Annotated in this window: 26 protein-coding genes, 1 tRNA gene and 1 pseudogene; 9 read left to right on the top strand and 19 right to left on the bottom strand. The window is 73.4% G+C overall.

From position 1 onward, the window contains the following. Positions 1–9 precede the first annotated feature (9 nt). Positions 10–477 (top strand): FAD-dependent oxidoreductase, encoded by a 468-nt coding sequence (locus tag ACH5AC_RS32880; protein ID WP_398865927.1) that lies wholly within the window; start codon positions 10–12, stop codon positions 475–477. 37 nt (positions 478–514) lie between these two features. Beyond that, positions 515–724 carry a hypothetical protein gene (locus ACH5AC_RS32885; protein WP_398865928.1) on the top strand — a complete coding sequence of 70 codons (210 nt, stop codon included), beginning with the start codon at positions 515–517 and terminating at the stop codon, positions 722–724. A 165-nt stretch (positions 725–889) separates the two neighbouring features. On the opposite strand, the gene ACH5AC_RS32890 is transcribed toward ACH5AC_RS32885, so the two are convergent. Both ACH5AC_RS32890 and ACH5AC_RS32895 read right to left on the bottom strand, forming a co-directional pair. Further along, on the bottom strand, positions 890–1117 hold the full coding sequence (locus ACH5AC_RS32890; RefSeq protein ID WP_398865929.1) for a hypothetical protein: 228 nt from the start codon (positions 1115–1117) through the stop codon (positions 890–892). Between the two features lie 9 nt (positions 1118–1126). Continuing rightward, positions 1127–1744 carry a TetR family transcriptional regulator gene (locus ACH5AC_RS32895; protein ID WP_398865930.1) on the bottom strand — a complete coding sequence of 206 codons (618 nt, stop codon included), beginning with the start codon at positions 1742–1744 and terminating at the stop codon, positions 1127–1129. A 79-nt stretch (positions 1745–1823) separates the two neighbouring features. Between ACH5AC_RS32895 and ACH5AC_RS32900 the strand changes: the two genes are divergently transcribed. Continuing rightward, positions 1824–2810 (top strand): oxidoreductase, encoded by a 987-nt coding sequence (locus ACH5AC_RS32900; protein ID WP_398865931.1) that lies wholly within the window; start codon positions 1824–1826, stop codon positions 2808–2810. Here the strand turns inward: ACH5AC_RS32900 and ACH5AC_RS32905 are convergent. From ACH5AC_RS32905 to ACH5AC_RS32925, 5 genes are read right to left on the bottom strand one after another with little or no spacing between them, the layout of a single operon-like run. Then, positions 2767–3153 (bottom strand): (2Fe-2S) ferredoxin domain-containing protein, encoded by a 387-nt coding sequence (locus ACH5AC_RS32905; protein ID WP_398865988.1) that lies wholly within the window; start codon positions 3151–3153, stop codon positions 2767–2769. The genes ACH5AC_RS32900 and ACH5AC_RS32905 overlap by 44 nt on opposite strands. Before the next feature lie 59 nt (positions 3154–3212). Beyond that, the gene (locus ACH5AC_RS32910) at positions 3213–3752 is read right to left on the bottom strand and encodes an NUDIX hydrolase family protein (RefSeq protein WP_398865932.1); all 540 of its coding nucleotides are present in this window, start codon (positions 3750–3752) and stop codon (positions 3213–3215) included. Between the two features lie 15 nt (positions 3753–3767). Further along, positions 3768–4907, bottom strand: a complete 1140-nt coding sequence (locus ACH5AC_RS32915; RefSeq protein WP_398865933.1) for an amidohydrolase family protein — start codon at positions 4905–4907, stop codon at positions 3768–3770. A 1-nt stretch (position 4908) separates the two neighbouring features. After that, on the bottom strand, positions 4909–6312 hold the full coding sequence (locus tag ACH5AC_RS32920) for a glutamine synthetase (protein WP_398865989.1): 1404 nt from the start codon (positions 6310–6312) through the stop codon (positions 4909–4911). 55 nt (positions 6313–6367) lie between these two features. Continuing rightward, positions 6368–7177 (bottom strand): SAM-dependent methyltransferase, encoded by an 810-nt coding sequence (locus tag ACH5AC_RS32925; RefSeq protein ID WP_398865934.1) that lies wholly within the window; start codon positions 7175–7177, stop codon positions 6368–6370. Positions 7178–7332: 155 nt separating this feature from the next. Between ACH5AC_RS32925 and ACH5AC_RS32930 the strand changes: the two genes are divergently transcribed. After that, complete coding sequence (locus tag ACH5AC_RS32930) at positions 7333–8193, top strand: Cof-type HAD-IIB family hydrolase (protein WP_398865936.1); 861 nt, start codon at positions 7333–7335, stop codon at positions 8191–8193. A gap of 7 nt (positions 8194–8200) precedes the next feature. On the opposite strand, the gene ACH5AC_RS32935 is transcribed toward ACH5AC_RS32930, so the two are convergent. Then, complete coding sequence (locus ACH5AC_RS32935) at positions 8201–8608, bottom strand: response regulator transcription factor (protein ID WP_398865990.1); 408 nt, start codon at positions 8606–8608, stop codon at positions 8201–8203. A 462-nt stretch (positions 8609–9070) separates the two neighbouring features. Between ACH5AC_RS32935 and ACH5AC_RS32940 the strand changes: the two genes are divergently transcribed. After that, on the top strand, positions 9071–10315 hold the full coding sequence (locus tag ACH5AC_RS32940; RefSeq protein ID WP_398865937.1) for an amidohydrolase: 1245 nt from the start codon (positions 9071–9073) through the stop codon (positions 10313–10315). Here ACH5AC_RS32940 and ACH5AC_RS32945 read toward each other — a convergent pair. The 4 genes from ACH5AC_RS32945 to ACH5AC_RS32960 all read right to left on the bottom strand — a co-directional run bounded on the left by ACH5AC_RS32945 (position 10312) and on the right by ACH5AC_RS32960 (position 12756). After that, positions 10312–10962 (bottom strand): endonuclease, encoded by a 651-nt coding sequence (locus ACH5AC_RS32945; RefSeq protein WP_398865938.1) that lies wholly within the window; start codon positions 10960–10962, stop codon positions 10312–10314. The genes ACH5AC_RS32940 and ACH5AC_RS32945 overlap by 4 nt on opposite strands. Next, on the bottom strand, positions 10959–11291 hold the full coding sequence (locus ACH5AC_RS32950) for a DUF3140 domain-containing protein (RefSeq protein WP_398865939.1): 333 nt from the start codon (positions 11289–11291) through the stop codon (positions 10959–10961). Before ACH5AC_RS32950 ends, ACH5AC_RS32945 begins: the two co-directional genes overlap by 4 nt. 39 nt (positions 11292–11330) lie before the next feature. After that, positions 11331–11813: a Dps family protein gene (locus tag ACH5AC_RS32955; protein ID WP_398865940.1), complete on the bottom strand. Its 483-nt coding sequence runs from the start codon at positions 11811–11813 to the stop codon at positions 11331–11333. A 133-nt stretch (positions 11814–11946) separates the two neighbouring features. Next, the gene (locus ACH5AC_RS32960) at positions 11947–12756 is read right to left on the bottom strand and encodes a lysophospholipase (RefSeq protein ID WP_398865941.1); all 810 of its coding nucleotides are present in this window, start codon (positions 12754–12756) and stop codon (positions 11947–11949) included. Positions 12757–12881: 125 nt separating this feature from the next. Here ACH5AC_RS32960 and ACH5AC_RS32965 point away from each other — a divergent pair, with 125 nt between their 5' ends. Next, positions 12882–14069: a thiolase family protein gene (locus tag ACH5AC_RS32965; protein WP_398865942.1), complete on the top strand. Its 1188-nt coding sequence runs from the start codon at positions 12882–12884 to the stop codon at positions 14067–14069. A gap of 84 nt (positions 14070–14153) precedes the next feature. Next, entirely contained in the window at positions 14154–14927 is a 774-nt protein-coding gene (locus ACH5AC_RS32970; protein ID WP_398865943.1) for a sulfite exporter TauE/SafE family protein, read from the top strand. Here ACH5AC_RS32970 and ACH5AC_RS32975 read toward each other — a convergent pair. Continuing rightward, a complete protein-coding gene (locus tag ACH5AC_RS32975) occupies positions 14916–15701 on the bottom strand; it encodes an HAD-IIA family hydrolase (RefSeq protein WP_398865944.1) in 786 nt (261 codons plus the stop codon). The genes ACH5AC_RS32970 and ACH5AC_RS32975 overlap by 12 nt on opposite strands. Positions 15702–15738: 37 nt before the next feature. Then, entirely contained in the window at positions 15739–16641 is a 903-nt protein-coding gene (locus ACH5AC_RS32980; protein WP_398865945.1) for a methylenetetrahydrofolate reductase, read from the bottom strand. A gap of 109 nt (positions 16642–16750) precedes the next feature. Here ACH5AC_RS32980 and ACH5AC_RS32985 point away from each other — a divergent pair, with 109 nt between their 5' ends. After that, a complete protein-coding gene (locus ACH5AC_RS32985; protein ID WP_398865946.1) occupies positions 16751–17497 on the top strand; it encodes a cobalt-precorrin-6A reductase in 747 nt (248 codons plus the stop codon). On the opposite strand, the gene ACH5AC_RS32990 is transcribed toward ACH5AC_RS32985, so the two are convergent. The 3 genes from ACH5AC_RS32990 to ACH5AC_RS33000 all read right to left on the bottom strand — a co-directional run bounded on the left by ACH5AC_RS32990 (position 17484) and on the right by ACH5AC_RS33000 (position 19408). Then, entirely contained in the window at positions 17484–17981 is a 498-nt protein-coding gene (locus tag ACH5AC_RS32990) for a hypothetical protein (RefSeq protein ID WP_398865947.1), read from the bottom strand. The genes ACH5AC_RS32985 and ACH5AC_RS32990 overlap by 14 nt on opposite strands. A gap of 70 nt (positions 17982–18051) precedes the next feature. Beyond that, on the bottom strand, positions 18052–18825 hold the full coding sequence (gene cobF, locus ACH5AC_RS32995; RefSeq protein ID WP_398865948.1) for a precorrin-6A synthase (deacetylating): 774 nt from the start codon (positions 18823–18825) through the stop codon (positions 18052–18054). A 64-nt stretch (positions 18826–18889) separates the two neighbouring features. Beyond that, entirely contained in the window at positions 18890–19408 is a 519-nt protein-coding gene (locus tag ACH5AC_RS33000) for a DUF309 domain-containing protein (RefSeq protein ID WP_398865949.1), read from the bottom strand. A gap of 98 nt (positions 19409–19506) precedes the next feature. Here ACH5AC_RS33000 and ACH5AC_RS33005 point away from each other — a divergent pair. Continuing rightward, positions 19507–19580: transfer RNA gene (locus tag ACH5AC_RS33005), tRNA-Pro, on the top strand. Positions 19581–19682: 102 nt separating this feature from the next. Here ACH5AC_RS33005 and ACH5AC_RS33010 read toward each other — a convergent pair. Both ACH5AC_RS33010 and ACH5AC_RS33015 read right to left on the bottom strand, forming a co-directional pair. Then, positions 19683–20008 (bottom strand): annotated as a pseudogene (locus ACH5AC_RS33010) (DUF779 domain-containing protein). Between the two features lie 19 nt (positions 20009–20027). After that, positions 20028–21248 carry a metallophosphoesterase gene (locus tag ACH5AC_RS33015; RefSeq protein ID WP_398865950.1) on the bottom strand — a complete coding sequence of 407 codons (1221 nt, stop codon included), beginning with the start codon at positions 21246–21248 and terminating at the stop codon, positions 20028–20030. Between the last annotated feature and the right edge of the window lie 13 nt (positions 21249–21261).

The following is a 21261-nucleotide window of genomic DNA, read 5'->3' on the forward strand; positions in this document are numbered from 1 at the left end:
GAGTCGGGCGTGCAGGACGGCGACGTGGTGGTGATCGGCGGCGGTTACGCAGGCGTGCGGCTGGCCAGGCGGCTGGACGGGACGGCGCGGGTCACCCTCGAGGACCGCAAGGAGGTCTTCTTCAGTCTGTCGTACGGGATGAACGGTGCCGTCGTCCACTCCGGGCGGCGCGCAGGGAGGCGACGTGACGAACTCGGTGCCGAGATCCGGCCGGCCCGGCCGGACGCCCGGGTCACGCTCGCCCACTCCGGGCCGGAGCTGCTGCACGCCACCGGCAGGAACCGGGCGGGGCGCAAGGCCCGCGCGTGGCTGGAGGCTCACGGCGTGGAGGTACGCCTGGACTCCTTCATGTCGCCCGGCAAGGGCTTCGGCACCTACCGCGACGAGCGCGGCGACGTCCTCGCCGCCGACCTCATCCTTCTGGGCCACGGGCACCACCGCCAACACGCTCTGGCTGCGGCTCGCCGGACACGGTGACTGGCTCAGCGGCAGTGCGCATGTGAAGGTCGACCGGATGCTGAGGGTCGAGGGCCGACAGGACGTCTTCGCGGTGGGCGACGTGAACGACGTCAGCGAGCTCGAGATCACCCCGGCCGCGCTCGCGCAGGCGGACCTCGCGGCCCGCAACATCCGTACGTACCTGCGCGGTTCGGGCCGGACCGCAGGCAGCCCCGCTTCTACGGCGGCGGCACCTCCACCCTGGCCAAGGGCAAGACCCTGCTGACGCCGTACATGCGGCGCCGGTTGGGGTACACCGCGGCCTGACGGGAGGGCCGCGCGGGGCGTGCCCGATCGGCCTCGACGTCGGCGCCCGTACGCCCGCCGAGACGGCCCTGGCGATCGGCGCGCAGGTGCTCGCGACGCTCGCCGGGAACGCCTGAGCGCCCGGCTACCGCGGCCGGGCGACCGTGCCGTCCCGCACCACCAGCGGCTCGGGGCAGTTCTCGACGACGAGTTCCGCGTCCCCGCCCGCCGGCACGACCGGGAAGTCGGTCACGATGCGCAGCGTTTCCGGCTCGGGTCCCAGGCCCGGTTGTCGGCGCAGCTCCGCGAGTTCCGCCTCCGACGGCTGGTCCCGCAGGTCCCGCCTGAGCGTCAGCTCATACGGATCAGCCATGGCCGCACGCTAACGCCCGCCGTCCAGCGCGGGGGCGAGCACCGTGAACACCCGGTCGACCAGGGCTGTCATGTCCGCCGTGCCGTCGCTGTCGCTCCACTGCCCGAGGACGGTGTCGAAGGCGGTCAGGACGACACCGGCGGCGAGGCGAGCGCGCAGCTCCGTGTCGGGGCCGGGCGCCAGCCGTGGGGCGAGCTGCTCGGCGAGCGCGTCACGCCACTGAGCCTGGTGCTCCAGGAACCGGGCCCGCAGGGACGGGGTGCGCAGGATCAACTGCACGACCCGCAGGGCCCGTTCGGCATGGTCGGAGCGGTCGGCGCAGGCGGCCAGCGGCACCTGGACGGTGTGCCGCATGGCGACGGACGGGCGCTCCCCGGCGGGCCGGCCGGCCAGCTCGGCGGACATCTGCTCGCCCATACCGGACAGGAACTGCACGACCACGTCCTCCTTGGACGCGAAGTACCGGAAGAACGTCCGCTTGGACGCGCCGGCCGCGGCCGCGATCTCGTCGATGGTGACCGCGTCGAAGCCGCGTCGGGCGAGCAACTGCAGGGCGGCCTCCATGAGTTCCTCGGTGACGAGCTGACGCTTGCGCTGGGCGAGGCTGGCTTTTGGACGCGTGTTCACCGCCCCATCGTACCTGCTGCCATTGATGTCACTGAGTAGCGTCTTGACACTTGGTGACAGCTTCGGCAGCGTGGGGTGCATGACGAAACAGCAGCGCTGGACCGCAGACCGGATACCGGACCAGACCGGGCGGGTGGCCCTCGTCACCGGGGCCAACAGCGGCCTCGGCCTCGCGACCGCCCGGGCCCTCGCCCGGCGCGGCGGGCAGGTGATCCTCGCCGTACGGGACCCGGCCAAGGGACGGTCCGCGGCCGACGTGATCACCGCCGAACAGCCCGACGCCCGACTGGAGGTGCGCCGGCTCGACCTCGCCGACCTCGACTCGGTGCGCGCCTTCGCCGACGGGCTGCGGGCGGACCGTCCACGGCTGGACGTACTGGTCAACAACGCCGGCGTGATGGCGCCGCCCCGCACTCTCAGCGCCCAGGGCAACGAACTGCAGTTCGCCGCCAACCACTTGGGTCACTTCGCGCTCACCGGGCTGCTGCTCGACCTGCTGACGGCCGGCCGCGATCCCCGGGTGGTCACGGTCAGCTCCCTCAACCACCGGCAGGGCACGCTCCATGACGACCCGTCAGGGCAGCGGGGCTACAAACCCATGGTGTTCTACAACCAGTCCAAGTTCGCCAACGCCGTCTTCGGCCGGGAGCTGCACCGTCGCCTCACCGCGGCGGGCAGCCCGGTGCGCAGCCTGCTCGCCCACCCCGGCTACACCCGGACCAACCTGCAGTTCAACGGCACGGTCGGTGCGGTGCGGCTGGTCTTCGGGCATCTCCTCGCACCCCTGTTCGCCCAGCCCGCCGAACAGGGAGCGCTCCCGCAGTTGTACGCCGCGACCGCGCCCGACGCGCACGGCGGCGACTTCATCGGCCCCGACGGCCGGGGCGAGCTGCGCGGCGCGCCGACCCGGGTACGGCTGTCCGACGCGGCGGCCGACGAGGAGACGGGCCGCCGCGTGTGGGACCTGTCGGAACGGCTGACCGGGGTGCGCTACGACCTGCCGACATCCGTCGGGCAGTGCCTCAGCGGCGGCTGCGCACCCGGGCGTCCCTCGGCGGCGCGATGAACTGCAGCTCCAGTGTGACCGGCGGTTCGGCCACGCCCGGGCCGCCCTCGGCCGCCCAGCGCACGATCTCCTCCGTGCAGTCGTCGTCCGTCGCGAACCCCACCCAGGTGGCCCGGCCACCGGCCCGGCGTCCCTCGGCGGAGGGCTGGACGACGATGACGTTGGCCTGATCGCAGGGGCCGAGGCAGTCCGTCGTACGGACCTGGAAGCCGTGCTCGGCCGCACCGGCGCGCAGCCGCTCCAGCTGCCAGGCGTGGTCGAAACCGGGGTGCTTGCGGGCCACGCCGCAGCAGCAGCCCCGGCAGACGACCACCGTGCAGGGGCGGCGGGCGGCGGCCCCGATCGCCACCCGCCCGCTCGCCGCGCGCGGCCCGGGCAGCCCGGAACTCGCTGCCACCCCGGTCAGGAGGCCGACAGGCCGACGTGGGCCAGCGCCTGCCGCAGCAGGAACCCGTGCCCGCCCGGCATCTCGCTCTGCACCGCCGGCGACGCCGCCTCCTGAGGGTCGAACCACACCAGGTCCAGGGCGTCCTGCCGGGGCTGGCAGTCACCGGTCACCGGCACGATGTACGCCAGCGACACCGCGTGCTGCCGGGGGTCGTGGTAGGGGGTGAGGCCCTGCGTCGGGAAGTACTCCGCGACGGTGAACGGCTGCAGGGAGGCCGGCAGGCGGGGCAGCGCAACCGGGCCCAGGTCCTTCTCCAGGTGGCGCAGCAGGGCGTCACGGACCCGCTCGTGGTGCAGGACCCGGCCGGAGACCAGGGTGCGGCTGACATTGCCGTCCGGTCCGATGCGCAGGAGCAGGCCGATCCGGGTGACTTCGCCGCTGTCGTCGACGCGCACGGGTACGGCCTCGACGTACAGGATCGGCATACGGGCGCGGGCCAGCTCCAGCTCGTCCTGGCTCAGCCAACCGGGCGTGGTCTCGGTCATGTCAGACATTGCTTGATCATACTTTCAATGACTGTGAGGGAGCCGGTAGATCCGGCGGGCATTGTCCGCGCCCGCCCAGCGCGCCAGGCGCAGCGCGTCGGACGGACTCAGTTCGTCGGCGTCCACCCGGTCCTGGAGGAGGTCCCCGAGACCCCGGCGGAACGCCAGCGAGCCGAGCGCGTAGAACTCGGCGACACCATAGGCGTCGGAGCTGTACAGCAGTTTGCGGAACGGTGTGATCTCCAGCGCCTCGGCCAGCACCGCCCGCGCCCGCACCGGTCCGACATGGTGCAGGGTGAGTCCCACGTCAAGGTAGACGTGCTCGAAGACCGCCGCCAGGTAGGCCGCCTGGCGCTGGTACGGCCAGCAGTGCAGCAGCAGGACCGGGATCGTGCCGGAGACCAGGCGCAGCCAGTCCGTCAGCAGGCTCGGGTCCGCCCGGTGCAGCCGGAGGTCGCTGTCCCCGAACCCGGTGTGCAGCTGAAGCGGCAGCCCCAGGTCCACGGCCGTCCACAGCAGGTGCCGCACCAGCACCGGATCGGCCAGCCGGCCGCCCCGCGTCAGCCACCGTCGGGCCGCCCAGGTGACCTCGGCGTCCGAGGGGCGGGCCGGGTCCAGGTCGAAGCCGGTGCGGTAGGCGGCCACCGACTTCACCGCGACCACACCGGGCCGCCGCACCGCGTCCAGCGCGGCCGCCCGGAAGGCATCGGCGTACGCCCCCGCCTCCACGCCGCGCGCGGCCACACCCTCCGCCACGCCCTCCAGCCGTACCACCTCGCAGGCGACGGCGCCCGCGGCCTCGGCCAGCTCGGCCGGCGAGGCCAGCGCCCGCGGGGCGAAACCGGTGTCGACGCAGAGCACGCCGGTGCGGGCGGCTGCCAGGAACCGCCGGTTGACCTCCCCGGCGCCCAGCTCGGCGCGCCGGGCCAGGTACACCTCGGCGGGGGTGTGCCGGGGCAGGTCCAGCAAGGGTGCGCAGTGGCGTCGTACCGCCACGCCCGCCGGAGTGTCGAAGGCCGAGACGCCGGGCCAGGACTCGCCCTCGGTGAGCAGTGACTCGAAGGCCGGGCCGTCCAGGTCGGCGATGGCCACGCCGTGGCAGTGGTGGTCCACCAGCTCCAGCTCCGCCAGCGCCTCGTGCACCGGCCCCCGCGCGGCGCCCATGTCAGTACCGCCAGCGGTAGGCCGCCGCCACCCGCGCGTCGTCCAGGCCGTCCACCGCCGCGCACTCACCCTCCCGGACGGCGATCACCGCGTCCGCGAGAACCGGGCCCAGCGCGGTGCGCAGCACGTCGTCCGTACGGAAGCCCGCGACGGCCTCGTCCAGCGAGGTGGGCAGCCGGCGCACACCCCGGGCCGCCGCCTGACCGGCGGGCAGCCGCACCGGGTCGCCGGTCGTCTCCTCGGGCAGCGCCGCGCCCGCCGTGACGCCGTCCAGGCCGGCCGCGATCAGACAGCCCAGCGCCAGATAGGGGTTGGCGGCCAGATCCACGGGCTTCACCTCCAGGTTGGCCTGCTCCGCGCGGTGCCCCGCCGTTCCGGGGACCAGCCGGATCGCCGTCTCGCGGGTCTCCAGGCCCCAGGCGGTGAACACCCCCGCCCACTGGGACGGTTTGAGCCGCAGATAGCTGGCCGGGCTGGGCGCGGTCACCGCCGTCAGCGCGGGCAGCCGGGCCAGGACACCGGCCGCGAAGGACTCCGCCTCGGCGGTCATGCCGTGGCGGCGCTCACCGCCCGTGTGCAGATTGCGGCCGTCGCGCCACGCGGAGAGGTGGACATGGCCGCCGTTGCCGACGCCCAGCGCGGACACGGCGGGGGAGAAGGACACCCGCAGTCCGTGGCGGCGGGCCACCGCCCGGATCGTCTGGCGCACCAGCACACTGCGGTCGGCCGCCGCCACCGGGTCCAGGGCACCGACCGACATCTCGAACTGCCCGGCTGCGTACTCCGGATGGACCTGGTCGACCTCCACCCCCTGCGCCGCGCAGGCCGCCAGCAGATCGGCGAGGCAGTCGCTCAGCTCCACCTGCCGGGCCGCGCCGTACGCCGGCCCGGTCGCCGCCGGGACGAACTCTCCCTCGGGCGCCGAGCCCAGGCCGACCGCCCACTCGACCTCGATGCCCGCGCGGAAGGACAGACCCCGTTCAGCGGCCGCCGCGGCGACGGTGTGCCGCAGGAAGGTGCGCGCACATCCCGGGTGAGGTGCGCCGTCCTGGGTGATCCGGTCCACCGGCGCCCACGCCCAGCCGGGCTGCGCCGCCAGCACCACCAGCCGGTCGAAGTCCGGGTAGAGCCGCAGATCGCCGTCCGGGGTGCCGAGTACGTCCGTGGTGGCGATCTGGTCGTTCGCCAGGAAGGTGTCGAACACCGGGGACATCCCCACACCCCAGGCCGCGGCCGAGGGCAGCTTCGCCGTCGGCACCGTCTTCACCCGGGCGACGCCCGCGGTGTCGACGTAGGCGAGGACGACACCGTGCACCCCCCGCCCGGACAGCTCCCCGCTCAGCGCGGTCGCCCGCTCCACGTCACCGGGGCGCCCGCCGGGCACCGGGTCGCCAAGGGTGGTCATCATCCGGCTCCGGGTCTCGTGGATCGTCTGGAACGTCCGGGTCTCGTGGATCGTCCTACGGCTTCACGGCCACCGCGCCGTACTGCGGCACCGCCGCGGCACCGGGCTCGGCATGCCACTGGGAGCACGACACCAGGCCCGGCTCCAGCAGCTCCAGGCCCTCGAAGAACGCGGCGATGTCGGCGCCGCCGCGGGCGGTGATCGGCGGAGTGGCGTTCTCGTTCCAGAACCGCATCGCCGGGACCTGGCCCGCCCCGCCCAGCTCGTCGTCGTACGTCGGATGGGTCAGCACCAGGAAGCTCCCGGAGGGCACCGCGGCCATGATCCGGCGCACGATGTCCCGGGCCTCCTCGGTGTCCAGCACGAAGTTGAGGATGCCGAGCATCATCACCGCGACCGGCCGGGTCAGGTCGAGGGTGTGCGCGGCACGCTCCAGGATGGCGTCCGGGTCGTGCACATCGGCGTCGACGTAGTCGGTGACGCCCTCCTCCGCCCCGGTCAGCAGGGCCCGGGCGTGGACCAGCACGATCGGGTCGTTGTCGACGTACACGATCCGCGACTCGGGCGCGATCCGCTGCGCGATCTCGTGCGTGTTGTCGACGGTGGGCAGTCCGGTGCCGATGTCCAGGAACTGCCGCACCCCGCGCTCGGCGGTCAGATGCGCCACCGCCCGCCCCAGGAAGTCGCGGTCCGCGCGGGCCACCTCACGGATCACCGGGAACATACCGGCGACCTGCTCGCCGATGTGCTGGTCGACCTCGTAGTTGTCCTTGCCGCCGATCCAGTAGTTCCACACCCGTGCGTTGTGCGCCACAGCGGTGTTCAGCCGCGCCGTGCCCTCCGCCGGGGTGCCCTCGTCGCTCACGTCTCGGTCCCCTCCACGTCCCTGCCGGTCACGCGGCCATTGTGCCCCCCGAAGATCGGCATGTCCCGGAAACGATGCGCTCGGCGGTACGACCGGGGCTGTCCCGGGCCCCCGGTAGGGTGACGAGCGGCCCCTCACCGCACAGAAGGCAGGACATGCCCTACTCCTCCGCCTCGCCCCTGAACCGGCCCGCGCAGTCGTCGGCGCCCGCCGCCGACATACGGCTGATCGTCACCGACATGGACGGCACGCTGCTGGACGACGACAAGCGGCCCCCCGCCGGGCTGTGGGACGTGCTGGCGCGGCTGCGGGAGCGCGGGGTGCTGTTCAGCCCGGCGAGCGGACGGCAGTACGCCACCCTGGAGCGGGAGTTCGCCGAGGTCGCCGACGGGATGGTGTTCATCGCCGAGAACGGCACCTACGTGGTGCGCGACGGGCGGGAGCTGAGCTCCGACCCGATGGAACGGGGCGTCGCCGCGGAGGTGGTGCGGTGCGTACGCGGGCTGGCGGCCGACGTGGGGGCCGTGGTCTGCGGCAAACGGTCCGCTTACGTGGAGCGCACCGACGAGGCGTTCCTCGCCGAGGTGCGCAAGTACTACCTCCGCCACGAGATCGTGGAGGACGTCACCGCCGTCGACGACGACGTCATCAAGGTCGCCCTCTACGACTTCGGCTCGGCCGAACGGACCACCGCCCCGGCGCTGGCGTCCTTCGCCGCCACTCACCAGGTCGTCGTCTCCGGCGAGCACTGGGTCGACGTCATGAACCGCACCGCCAACAAGGGCGCCGCCCTGCGCCGCCTCCAGCGGGAGCTGGGCGTCACACCCGCGCAGACCATGGTCTTCGGCGACTACCTCAACGACCTGGAGATGCTGGACGCCGCGGAGTGGTCCTTCGCCATGGCCAACGCCCACCCGGAGGTCGTCCGGCGGGCCCGCCATCTCGCCCCGTCCAACAACGACAACGGTGTGCTGCGGACCATCGCCCGGGTGCTCGACCTGCCGCTCGCGGGCTGAGCGCGCGTCAGGCCCGCTGCACGTGGCCGTGCGGCCAGGCCCAGGCCGCGATCTCCGCGTCGGTGCGGCCCAGGGCCACCAGGCGGACCACTTCGCCCTCCCGGTCGGTGAGCGGTTCGGCCGGCGGGGGTGTGGCCGGGCGGGGCGGTGCCGGGTCCTGCGGGGCCGTGAGCTGCCTCAGCAGGCGGACCGTGACGGAGGGGGAGACCAGACGTGCTCGTCGAGGTCGAAGGCCGTCCAGCTTCGGCATGCGGATGTCCAGGAGACAGGCGTCCGGGCGGTGGCGACGGGCCAGCTCCACGGCCTCCTCGCCGTCCGCCGCCTCGGCGATCACCGTCATGTCGGGCTGGGCGTCGAGGAAGAAGCGGAAGCCCGTGCGGACCATCTCCTGGTCGTCCGCGATCAGGACTCGGATGGGCGCCGGGTGGTCATGGTGCGGGCTCCGGGTGCGGTCGTCGGCTTCTGGTCGCGCTCTCGCGGCGCAGCCGCATGCGGTCACGCGCCCTTCCCCGTGGGTACGGTCACGCTGCCCGGGGGCGCCCCGGCCGTCCGGCCTGGGTTCGGTGCGGCCCTCGGCCGTTCGGCCGATCCCGGCGCGGGCCGGCTCGACCTACGGTGATCGGCATGAAGAGCGCAACCGCCCGGGGCTGCGGCCGGGGCGGCTCGGTCTGCCGGTGCGCACCGCCGTGCCCGCGCCGGCCTCCGGCCTCCTCACGGGACTCACGGTGGCCTCCGGCGGGAGCGCTGGGGTGGGCCTCGCCGAGTCGCAGGCTTCGTTTCCCGGTCGGTCGTGAAGCGTGCGCGGTCGGTCGTGAAGCCTCCACTGTGCCATCGTGAGACGGGATGTCCGCCGGGCCTTCGTCGAGAGGGAAGCCGTATGACCGAGCCGTCCGTTGTCGCCCGTCTCACCCGGGAGCTGACCTCCGGGCTGAAGACGGACGACCTGGAGGACTTCTACCGGGACCTGCACCGCCACCCGGAGACGGCCTACCGGGAACACCGCACCGCGGCGAAGCTCGCCGGCCGGCTGCGCGCCGCCGGCTACCGGGTGGTCGAGGGCATCGCCCACACCGGTGTGGTGGGGGTGCTGGCGAACGGGGACGGGCCGGTGGTGTGGCTGCGGGGCGACATGGACGCGCTGCCGGTGGCGGAGGCAACCGGCCTGGAGTACGCGTCCCGGAACGCCGGGGTGATGCACGCGTGCGGGCACGATCTGCACATCACCTGGCTCGCGGCCGCCGCCGAGGCGCTCGCCGCGGGCCGCGCCACCTGGTCCGGCACGCTCGTCGTGGTCGGCCAGCCCGCCGAGGAGGCGGGCGGCGGGGCGGCGGCGATGGTGCGGGACGGGATCCACGAGCGCTTCCCGCGCCCCGACGCGCTGTTCGGGCAGCATGTCACCCCGGGACCGGCCGGGTTCTGCTCGCACACCCCCGGGCTGATCCTGTCCGCCTCCGACGACCTCGACATCGTGGTGCACGGCGTGGGCGGGCACGGCTCACGCCCCGAGTCGACCGTCGACCCCGTCGTCACCGCGGCGTACGTCGTCACGCGGCTGCAGACCGTGCTCGCCCGCGAGGTCGCCGCCCGCGACTCCGTCGTGCTGACGGTGGGTCAGTTCCATGCCGGTACGCAGCACAACATCATCCCGGCCGACGCGCGGCTCGCCCTGAACCTGCGCACCCAGGACACGCGGGTCCGTGAGCACGTCCTCGGTGTGGTCCGGCGGATCGTGGAGGGCGAGTGCCAGGCCGCGGGCTGTCCGGTGCCGCCGGAGATCTCGGTGCGGCCCGGCTACCCGAACACCGTCAACGACGCCGACCTGGACGCCTCGGTCGCCGCCGTGCACCGTGAACTGTTCGGCGCGGAGCGGGTGTTCGACTTCGGCCCGGCGATGGGCAGCGAGGACTTCTCCCTGCTCGCCCCCGAGGGTGTGCCGTACGCCTACTGGTTCGTGTCGTCGACCCCGTCGGCGGTGTGGGAGGCCGCGCCCGGCGAGGACCTGACGGAGAAGCTCGCCAACGTGCCGGGAAACCACAGCCCCTTGTTCGCCCCGGACCTGTCGGTGCTGATGCCGGGGGTACGGACCCTGGTGTCGGCGGCGCTGAGCAGGCTCGCCTCCTAGGCCGCCCGGCCGGTCACCTCCTCGACCACTTCCTTGTCCAGCGCCGCCCGCACCAACGCGGCGGCGAGCACGGCCGGTTCGGTGTCGCCCGCGAGCTTCAGCAGGCGCTCCGGATCGGTCGGCAGGCCGAGCCGCTTCGCTCCCGCGAGGGCCTTGTCGTCCAGGAGGGGGCCGACCTCCGGCCAGACCCGCTGGGCCTCCCGCAGGAAGATGTCGGCGCCGGCGGGGCCCATGCCCGGGAACTCCTGCAGCAGTCGGCGCAGTTCGCCGAGATCGCCGTCCGCCTCCTTGCGCAGCCGTCGCAGGTCGCCGCCCCAGCGCTCGGTCAACAGCTCTGCCGCCTCGCCGAGTTGCGTCGCGGTGCGCTCGTCGTAGCGCCGGTAGCCGCCCCGGCCCAGCGCGTCCACCCGCTCCTGCCAGTCCGCGTCGGCCATCCGGCGGGGATCGCGCAGTCCCGCGTCGTACAGGGCGCGGGCGGTGTCGACGGCGATCGAGCCGCGGATCCGGGCGCTGAGCAGATGGGCCAGTACGAGCAGCCGGTACAGCGGCTGCGGGGTGTCCTTCAGCCTGATCCCCGCCTCCTCGGCGTACGTCCGCCCGTGCGCGTCGAGGAGTTCGCGCACCACGCGCCGGTCGTCGCCGGTCATGGTTTGAGCGGATCGTGGCCGATGGTCATCAGCCGGTGCCGGCGCCGGGTGTCCTCGGCGTCGGGTTCGTTCGCGATGTCCGTCTGCCCGGACACCGTGTCCACGACCTGGCGCATCACCCGGATGTCGTCGTCGGTGAGGTCCATGCGCCGCTTCTGCAGAATCGCCAGGACGTGCTGCCCCGTCGGGGTGCCCGCCCGGTCCGGCAGGGGCTCCACGTCCTCCGCGGCGTCCCGTACCCGCAGCCAGTCGGCGAGCTCCGCCGAGGTCATGTTCACCACGCGGTGGAAGTCCTCCCACAGCGCCTCGAGTTCGAGGGCGTCGGCCATGGCGTGCCCCTTTCCCGTGTCGGTCCGGCCCCGTGCAGGTCAGCTCTCGTGCGGCAGGTTCTCCGCCTCGAACATCCAGCGCTGCTTCTCCAGCTCCGCGGTGATGCCGATGAGCAGGTCCTGGGTGACCGGGTCGGGCTCGGCGGTCGCGTCGATCCGCTCGCGCAGCCCCTCGATGGCCCGTCCCAGCGAGTCGGCCATCACCTGCACGACGTCCGCGTCGCGCAGCCAGCCGTCCTTCGGGCCCGGCAGCGCGAACGACGTCGCGACCGTCTCCGGCCGTCCGTCCGGGGACATGCCGAGCGCGGCGCCCCGCTCCGCGACCGTGTCGGCGTAGGACCGGGCGGCGTCGACGACCTCGTCCAGCTGGAGGTGGATCGAGCGGAACCGGGGCCCCACGATGTTCCAGTGCGCCTGCTTCCCGACGAGGGAGAGCCCGATCAGATCCACCAGAGTGCTCTGCAGGGCCTCGAAGGTGACCCGGCGGGCCGATTCGGGAAGCGGGCTCTTCACGACAGTCATACGGTGCCTCTCCTTGTCACGCGGTCCCGATGCATCCGGTCGGTGCGGAGCGGACGTGCCCGTTCCGCGCACGGCGCGACCACTCCACGGGGGCGCGGGTGCCCCGGGCGCACCTCCGCAAACCCCAGGCGAGTCAGCCCGGGAGCACCCGGTCGAGGAACTCCGTGAGGGCCGTGAACACCTCCGCCCGGACCGTCTCGTGGAACACCTCGTGCCGCGCCCCGGGCCAGATCCGCCCGGTCGCGGCGCCCCCGCTCAGCCGCTCCACGCCGGCCCGGCTGCCGGGCAGCGGCACCAGCCGGTCGTCGTCGCCGTGCAGCCACAGCACCGGGAGCGGGCCCACGTCCCCGCCCTTGTCCACCGCCTCCAGGGTCCGTACGAAGGCTTCGAGCGTCGGCCGCTTCATCGGCCCGTGCCACACCAGCGGGTCCGCCGCGTACGCCGCGCCGACCGCCGGGTCGCGGGAGAGCGCCGCCGGGTTGATCGGGATGTCGGGAATCTCCTCGTGCGCCAGCAGCCGGCCCGGGGTCTCCCAGGCGCCGATCACCGGCCCGGACAGGACGAGGGCGGCGAGCTCGTCGCCGTACCGCTGCGCGTAGCGGGCGGCGATCAGACCGCCCATGGAGTGGCCGACGAGGACGAGGGGCAGGCCGGGGTGCGCGGCCCGGGCGAGGTCCGCGACCGTGTGCACGTCCGTGACGACGTCCTCGAAGTCCTCGATCAGCACCCGCTCGCCCGCCGACCTGCCGTGCCCGATGTGGTCGGGGCCGTGGACGGCCGCGCCGTGCGCCACGAGGACGTCGGCGAGCCCCTCGTACCGGCCGGTGTGCTCGCCGTAGCCGTGCACGAGGAGCACGAGGTACCGGGCCCGGTCGTTCGGCCACTCGCGGGTGTGGATCGTGCCCCGGGTACCGGTGAAGGTGTGCTCGCGGCTGTCGGCCATCGGTCCTCCGGGTGCGTCAGCGGGGTTGCCGGGATGGGATCTTCCCAGGAGGCCGGGCAGCGGTCTATAGTCCAAAACTAGCAGTGGTAATTAATGTGTCGGCCAGGAGCTTCAGGAGTTCTGTCGTGCGTCCCGTCCACTTCGCGGCCGCCCGCCGCACCCCCATCGGCAGACTGCGCGGCGCCCTGTCCTCGGTGCGGCCCGACGACCTCGCCGCGGCCGTGATCCGCGGACTCGTCGCCGACATGCCCGCGCTCGACCCGGCCCGGGTCGACGACGTCTACTGGGGCGCCGCCAACCAGGCGGGCGAGGACAACCGCAACGTCGCCCGCATGGCCGCCCTGCTCGCGGGCCTGCCGGAGTCCGTGCCGGGCGCCACCGTCAACCGCCTGTGCGCCTCCGGCCTGGAGGCCGTCACCACCGCCGCCCGCGCCATCGCCGCCGGGGAGGCGGACATCGTGGTGGCGGGCGGCAGCGAGTCGATGAGCCGCGCCCCCTTCGTCCTGCCGCGCCCCGACGAGGCCCTCCCGCACCGGATGGAGACCTACGACACCCGGCTCGGCTGGCGGCTGGTCAACCCGGCGATGAAGGACCTGCACGGGCTGCTGTCCATGGGCGAGACCGCCGAGGAGGTCGCCGAGCGGTACGGCATCACCCGCGAACGGCAGGACGACTTCGCCCTGCGCAGCCACCGGCGCGCCGCGCTGGCCCGCAAGAACGGCCACTTCGACGACGAAATCCTGCCGGTCGAGCGCCCCGACTCGGTGGTCGTCGACACCGACGAGTCCATCCGCGAGGACACCTCCCACGAGAAGCTGGCCGCCCTCAGGCCCGTCTTCCGCAAGGACGGCACCGTCACCGCGGGCAACGCCTCCCCGATGAACGACGGCGCCGCCGGACTCCTCCTGGTCAGCGAGGAGGCCCTCAACGAGCTGGGCCTGGAGTCCCTGGGCCGGTATGTCGCCGGTGCCTCCGCCGGCGTCCACCCCGACGTGATGGGCATCGGACCCGTCCCGGCGACCCGCAAGGCACTCGCCCGCGCCGAGTGGACCATCGGCGACATCCAGGAGGCCGAGTTCAACGAGGCGTTCGCCGCGCAGGCCCTGGCCTGCGTCGACCAGCTGGGCATCGACCCCGACCTGGTGAACCCCAGCGGCGGCGCCATCGCCCTCGGCCACCCGCTCGGCTGCTCCGGCGCCCGCATCCTGACCACCCTCCTGCACCGCATGCGCCGCACGGGCGCGGAGCGGGGCCTGGCGACGATGTGCGTGGGGGTGGGGCAGGGGAGCGCGGTCCTGGTCGAGCGGCACTGAGCGCGGTTCCGGCGGGCCGGGCGGGTCGCTGGGCGAGACGGTCCTTACCGGCGGCAGATGCGTGCGCATAGCATCGGCATCCGCATGGACACTATGACGCTCTGGCACATCACCGGCTGGGAGTTCGCCGCCCTCGCCCTCGCGGCCCTGCTCGTCGGCTTCTCCAAGACGGCCGTGAGCGGGGCCAACACCGTCAGCCTCGCCATCTTCGCGGCCGTGCTGCCCGCCCGCGCCTCCACCGGCGTGCTGCTGCCGATCCTGATCGCCGGGGACGTCCTGGCCGTCCTCACCTACCGGCGGCACGCCCACTGGCCCACGCTGTGGCGGCTGTTCCCGGCGGTCGCGGCGGGCGTGGTCGTCGGGACGCTGTTCCTGATGTGGGCCGACGACGCGATCGTACGGACCTCGATCGGCGCGATCCTGCTGCTGATGGCGGGCGTCACGGTGTGGCGACGGCGGACCGCCGGGCGGGCCGCCGACCCCGACGCGGTCGTCACGCGGGCGGGCCGGGTCAAGGCCCGCTCGTACGGTGTGCTCGGCGGCTTCACCACGATGGTCGCCAACGCGGGCGGCCCGGTGATGTCGATGTACCTGCTGTCGGCCGGCTTCCGCAAGCTCGGCTTCCTCGGCACCTCGGCGTTCTTCTTCCTCATCGTGAACGTGTCGAAGGTGCCGTTCAGCGCGGGCCTCGGCCTGATCGACGGCCGCTCACTGCTCCTCGACGCCGCGCTCGTCGTGTTCGTCGTCCCCGGAGCCCTGTTGGGTAAATGGGCAGTGGACCGGATCAACCAGCGACTCTTCGAACAACTCGTCATCGCCGCGACCGTCGTCGGCGCCCTGCAACTGCTACTGCGCTAGCAACGCCGGTACGTCCGCGAAGGAGTCGACCACGTGATCGGGCGTACCGCTCGCCGACTCCAACGTCTCCGGCAGGAACTTGCCCGTCCTGACCAGCACCCCGGCGATTCCGGCCCGCTGCGCCGCCAGCACGTCCGACTCGACGTCGTCGCCGACCATCAGCGCCTCGTCCGCACCCACGCCCAGCCGGCCCAGCGCCGCCGCGAAGAACGCCGGTGACGGCTTTCCCGTCACCTCGGCCTCCACCCGCGCCGCCGCCTCCAGACCGGCCACGAACGCGCCCGAGTCCAGCCGCAGCCCCGCGTCGGTACGCCAATACAGGTTCCGGTGCATCGCCACCAGCCGCGCACCTCGCTGCACCTGCCCGAAGGCCCGGTCCAGCGCCGCGTACCCGAACTCGGGCCCGGCCCCGCCCAGCACCACCACGTCGACGTCACCGTCCTCGTCGTCGCCCACCAGCGTCACCCCGACCAGGTCCTCCCGTACGTCACCGCTGTTCAGCAGCGAGCACCGCGCCCCCGGATACCGCGCGGCCAGATGCGCCGCCGTGACGGCGGGCGCGGTGAGGATGTCGTCGGCGGCCACCGGGAAGCCCGCCTCGCCGAGTGTCCGTGCGATCGACGCGCGCGTACGGGATGTCGTGTTGGTGACCAGGGACACACCGAACCCGGCCTCCCGCACCGCCCGCAGCGCCTCCACGGCACCCGGCAGCGGCTTCCAGGAGACGGTCAGCACCCCGTCGATGTCGATCAGCACGGCACGCACCGGACCCATACGGCCGACCCTAGCGGCCCACCACCGGCGGTGCGCGTCAGTCGCCCGACGGTCCCTGCGCCCGGAACGCGGCGGCCCAGTCGGAGGTGGCCCGCAGACCGCCGAAGGTGTAGAAGTGCAGCCCCAGATCGCCGTGCCGCCGCATGTCGTAGCCCTCGGCCAATGCCTGCACGAACCGGTCGGGGCCCGCGGTGCCCATCAGGTTGGTGAGCGAGAACCCGTACTTCTTCGCGATGCCCGCGCTGGTGCCGACGCCGAAGCGGCGCGCGTACGTCAGCAGCCGCCGTATCCCGGCCGGCCCCGGCACCCCGACCCGCACCGGCAGCGCGATGCCCCGCTCGCGTACGGACTCGACCCAGGTCAGCACCGCGTCGACGTCGAAGCCGAACTGGGTGGTGACGCTGCCCTGCAGGCCCTCCTCCCGCAGCACGGCGGCCTTCTCCTCCAGCGCCGACCACAGCACTGTTGCGGCGATCGCCGGGTGTCCCTCCGGGTAGCCGCTCACACCGACGTGCCGCACGCCGTACTCCTGGAGCAGCCCGGAGCGCAGCACGGCGAGCGAGTCGTCGTACGGCCCGAGCGGCACCGCCGGGTCACCAGCGACGACGAAGACGTCGTCCACCGCTCCGGCCTCCCGCAGCGCGGCGAGGAACTCCGCCAGCTCCGCCCGGGAACGCAGCCGCCGCGCGGAGACATGCGGGACCGGCACGAGGCCGAGCCGCCGCACGGCGCGGGCGGCCGCCAGACGCATGTCCAGGTCCTCGTTGCCGAGGAAGGTGACGTTGACGCGGGTGCCGGCGGGGATGGTGCCGTGCGCCTCTTCCAGCCGGGCCACGTCCTTGCCGGTCATCTCCAGGGAGAAGTCGTCGAGGAGGGCGTGAGCGGGAGTGGCGGGGAGGGCGTGGGCGGGGGTGCCGGGGAGGGTGGGGACGACGTCCATCGGTGTGCGGTCCCGCCCCTCGTCCGTCGTGGCCGTGCCTGATGCACGGAGTCCGTGCTGAATCGATCCGGCGGACAGGCTAACAAGCCCCACCCGTACCCTCGACGCCATGTCCCCGCACGTCCTCGTCCTCGGCGGCACCACCGAGGCCCGCGAACTGGCCGCCGCCCTCACCGCCCGCCCCGGTGTCCGGGTCACCACCTCGCTCGCGGGCCGGGTGTCCCGGCCGGGCGCGCTCGACGGGGACGTACGGACCGGCGGGTTCGGTGGGGCCGAGGGGCTGGCCGGGTGGCTGCGGGAGCACGGCGTGGACGCGGTGGCGGACGCCACGCATCCCTTCGCCACCGGGATCACCGCGAACGCGGCACGGGCGGCCGCCGCCACCGGTCTGCCGCTGGTGGTGCTGCGCAGGCCGGGCTGGACGGCGGGACCGGGCGACCGCTGGCACGACGTCGCCTCACTGGAGTCGGCGGCTCGGCTGCTGCCGTCGGTGGGCCGCCGGGTGTTCCTCACCACCGGCCGCCTGGGCCTGGCCGCCTTCGCACACCTGACGGACCTGCACTTCCTCGTACGGTCCGTGGAGCCGCCCGAGCCACCGATGCCGCCGGACGTCGAACTGGTCCTGGCGCGCGGGCCGTTCACCGTGGCGGACGAGCTGGCGCTGCTGCGGTCGCACCGGCTCGACGTCGTGGTGACCAAGGACAGCGGGGGAGCGGCCACGGCGGCCAAGCTGACGGCCGCCAGGGAGCTGGGCCTGCCGGTGGTGGTCGTACGGCGGCCGCCGCTGCCAGAGGGCGTCACGGCGGTGCCGGACGTGGCCGGCGCGCTCGCCCGGCTCGGCCTCAGCCCGGCGTGACCACCGAGGCCCGCACGCGATCGAGGGCGCGCAGCACCTCGGCGCGGTGCTTGGCGCTGACGATCCAGGCGGGCAGCCGGGCCAGCAGCGTCATCTTCTGCCCCGTGTCGTACCAGGGCGCCCGCTCCCGCAGGTCCGCGGCGACGAACCGGCGGATCAGGTCCAGGTGCCGGAGGTTGTAGGCCCACAGCCAGCCGTGGCGGGTCTCGGTCTGCAACCACAGGGGAGCACCGAAGTACGGGTCACGCGCGGGCCCTTGCGAGCTGCCGCAGAAGGCGACCCAGCCCTTGTCACGGGTCCGGGCCGGCCCGCAGGAGCGGCAGATCAGCCGACGCGGCGCGACGAGGGCCGCTCGGGCGCCCTCCCCGGGCACCGCCAGCACCCGCGCGACGCCCTCACAGCGCGGGCAGCGCACCAGGATCGAGTCGAGGAACTCATAGATGCCGCTGCGCGGGTCACGGAAACGGACGGGGGAGGCAGACATGGCCTGAAGTATGGCCGCCGCACGCCCACGGAGGCACCCGGTTTTCGCGGCCGGGGACCGTGGGTCCTTGTCAGGTGTTCTTCGGGTTGCGGCGCAGCAGATACGTGTCCATGATCCAGCCCTTGCGCGCACGGGCCTCGGCGCGCAGCCGCTCGATGCGGGGCGCGGCCTCGGCGATCGGACCGGAGGCGAGGATCTCGTCCGGGGTGCCTATGTACGCGCCCCAGTAGATGTCGATGTCCTGGTCGGCGTACTTCCGGAAGGTCTGCTGGGCGTCGAGCATCACCACCACGTCGTCGACGCCCTCCGGGAAGCCCTCCGCGAGCCGCCGCCCCGTGGTGATCTGCACCGGGCGCGCCACCCGGTTCAGACCGGTGCGGTGCCGGGCGACGAGCGCGGAGACACTGCTGATGCCCGGCACGACGTCGTACGCGAACGGGACCGCGCCCCGCGCCAGCACCTCCTCCAGGATCCCGATCGTGCTGTCGTAGAGCGCCGGGTCGCCCCACACCAGGAAGGCGCCGCTCTCCTCCTCGCCGAGCTCCTCGGTGATCAGCCGCTCGTAGATGTCCGCGCGGGCGCTGCGCCAGTCCTCGACGGCCGGCGAGTACGCCGCGCCGCCCGCCCGGCGGTCCCGCTCCGGGTCGCGGGCCTCGACGACCCGGTAGCCGCCCTCCGGTATGTGGGTGCGGAGCATGTCGTGACGCAGTTGCGTGAGGTCGCCCTTCACCTCGCCCTTGTCGAGGACGAAGAACACGTCCGTGCTCCGCAGCGCCCTCACCGCCTGCAGGGTCAGCTGGTCCGGGTCGCCCGCGCCGATGCCGATGACATGAATCTTTCGCACACCACGAGTCTGCCGTACCCCACTGACGGTGACGGCACCGGCACCGCTTCACGGGCGGGGTCGGTCAGAGGCGGGGTGCCCGGGTGCGGGCGTCCACGGGGCCAGCGCCGCGTTCGACGTCCGCCGCCAGCTCCCGCGCCCAGGCGGCCAGCCCGGCGAGGTCGATGCCGTACGGACGCCACCGCCCCGACCCGGCCGCCCACTCCTCGGCGGCCCCGGCGCCCCGCCGCAGCAGCCGGGGCCCGCCCGTGACATTGCCGCGGGCCGCGTGCGTGAGCCCCACCGCGAGCTGAGCGAGCCCGCGCCACAGGGCGCGCTCGTCCTCCGGGCCCGACTTCCAGGCGTCCTCGAAGACCTCGTGCGCGTGGAACGGCTTGCCCGCGGCGAGCAGCGCCCGCGCCTCGGCGACGGTCTCCTCCGGCGTGCGCACCACGCCCTCCGGCTGCCGCGCCACCCCCTGCTCGCCGTACGGCAGCGGCCGCCCCAGCCCGTCCCGCGGCCGCGCGTTGCGTGCCCGCCCCTCACCGTCACGGTCCCGCGCGCCGGCCGGCCGGCGGCCGCTCGTGTGCCCAGTGCTGCCCATACCGCGATTGTCCCGCGCGGGTGCCCTTTCGGTGCACCGCCCCCCGTGCGGTAAAGTTCTGCTCGCACGATCACGCGGCACACCGCACGGTCGCGCAACGGGACGTGGCGCAGCTTGGTAGCGCACTTGACTGGGGGTCAAGGGGTCGCAGGTTCAAATCCTGTCGTCCCGACTCGTGAGAGTCGCAGATGAGGGCTGGTTTCGGAGGCATCCGAAGCCGGCCCTTGATCATTCTTGGGTGTGTACGTCCTGCTGGAGGGGTGGGAACGCTCGTTCACCCGCCGTCGGCCCCAGTGGGCAGCGGTGGTTCCGTCTCGACGCGCCCACTCCTCGTCGGTGAGAACCCGGGACCGGTGAGGTAGGTGTGCGGCCAGTACCGGTACTGGCCGGCGCTCATCCAGAACGGGGTGTCCCCGGCGACATGGCCGAGCAGGACGTCCGCGCCGCCGACGCGGAACTCGCCGCGCGGTACCACATGGGTGCGCTGCCGTCGCAGCAGCCGCCCGACTGGTGGAAAACCAGCGGGCCGTGACGGCACGTCAGCCGCCGCACCAGATCCTCGGCTGCATCGGTCAGGGCAAGCCGGGCGTCACGATGGATCGAGATGGCACACCTGGTGCTACGGCGAGGTGGGCACGTGGGGGGAGCGGAGCACGAGCAGGGTGATCTCGCTGGGGGCGAAGACGCGGAACGGCGGGCCCCAGAAGCCGGTGCCGCGGCTGGTGTAGAGGAGGGTGCGGGTGCCGTGTCGGCTCAGGCCCGCGACGACAGGCTGGTCGATGCGGACCAGGTGGTGGAAAGGCCAGATCTGGCCGCCGTGGGTGTGGCCGGAAAGTTGGAGGTCGATGCCGGCGGCTGCCGCCCGGTCGACGAACTTGGGCTGGTGTGCCAGGAGCAGGACGGGCAGCTCGGGGTTGGTGCTGCTCAAGGCTCCGGCGAGGTGGGCACGGTGGCCTTCCAGGCCGGAGGACTCGGCGGTGACGTCGTCCACGCCGGCGACCACGAGAGTGTCGCCTCCGCGTTCGAGCAGCAGATGGCGGTTGCGCAGCGGTTCCCAGCCCAGCTCGTCCATCAGGTCGACCCAGCCCTGGGCCTCGCTGTAGTACTCGTGGTTGCCGGTGACGTATACACGGGCCCGGGTTGCCCGCACGGTACCGAGTGGGGCGGCCTGGGCGCGGCGGCGTTCGGCCGTGCCGTCCGCGATGTCGCCGGTGTGGCAGACCAGGTCGGCTTCCAAGGTGTTCACCGTCTCGCACACCCGTGCCGACCAGCGGGCGCGGTCGAGGGGGCCGTAGTGGGTGTCGGTGATGAGGACGACGCGGAGGCCATCCAACCCGGGACCCAGCCGGGAAAGTTGCACGTCGAGTCGGCGCACGCGCGGCACACGGCGGGCCTCGGCGTACCCCCAGCCGAGCAGTACGGCGGTTACGCCGAGGACGGCCCAGGTGACGATTCGGGCCCGGTCCTGGCTCTCGCCGACGCCGGCCACTGTCAGGGCGAGCCGCAACAGGACGCCGAGCAGGACGGACCAGGTGAACAAGACCCAGCTGGTGCCCAGCAGGGTGTCACCGGTGATGGCCGCCCGGTCCTGCTGGCGCCGGCCGTGGCCGCGCACCATCGCGAGCGGCATACATATGAGGCCGAGGGCGAACAGGGCGGTGCCGACCAGCGTGACAGGCAGCGGCCAATGCTGGCCGGTGTGCAGGAGCACCCAGCAGGGCACGGCCCACAGCAGTACGGGGGCGATCAGGGGGAGGTAGCGCATCAGGCGGTGCAGTCGGCTCTTCCGCGGCGCTTGCGCTTCACCCTCGGCGGGCCGGGTGTCGCTGGTGTCGGTCACGCTTGCCCTCCCT

This window comes from Streptomyces sp. NPDC018693 (assembly GCF_044391385.1).
In the GTDB taxonomy this organism is placed as follows: Bacteria; Actinomycetota; Actinomycetes; order Streptomycetales; family Streptomycetaceae; genus Streptomyces.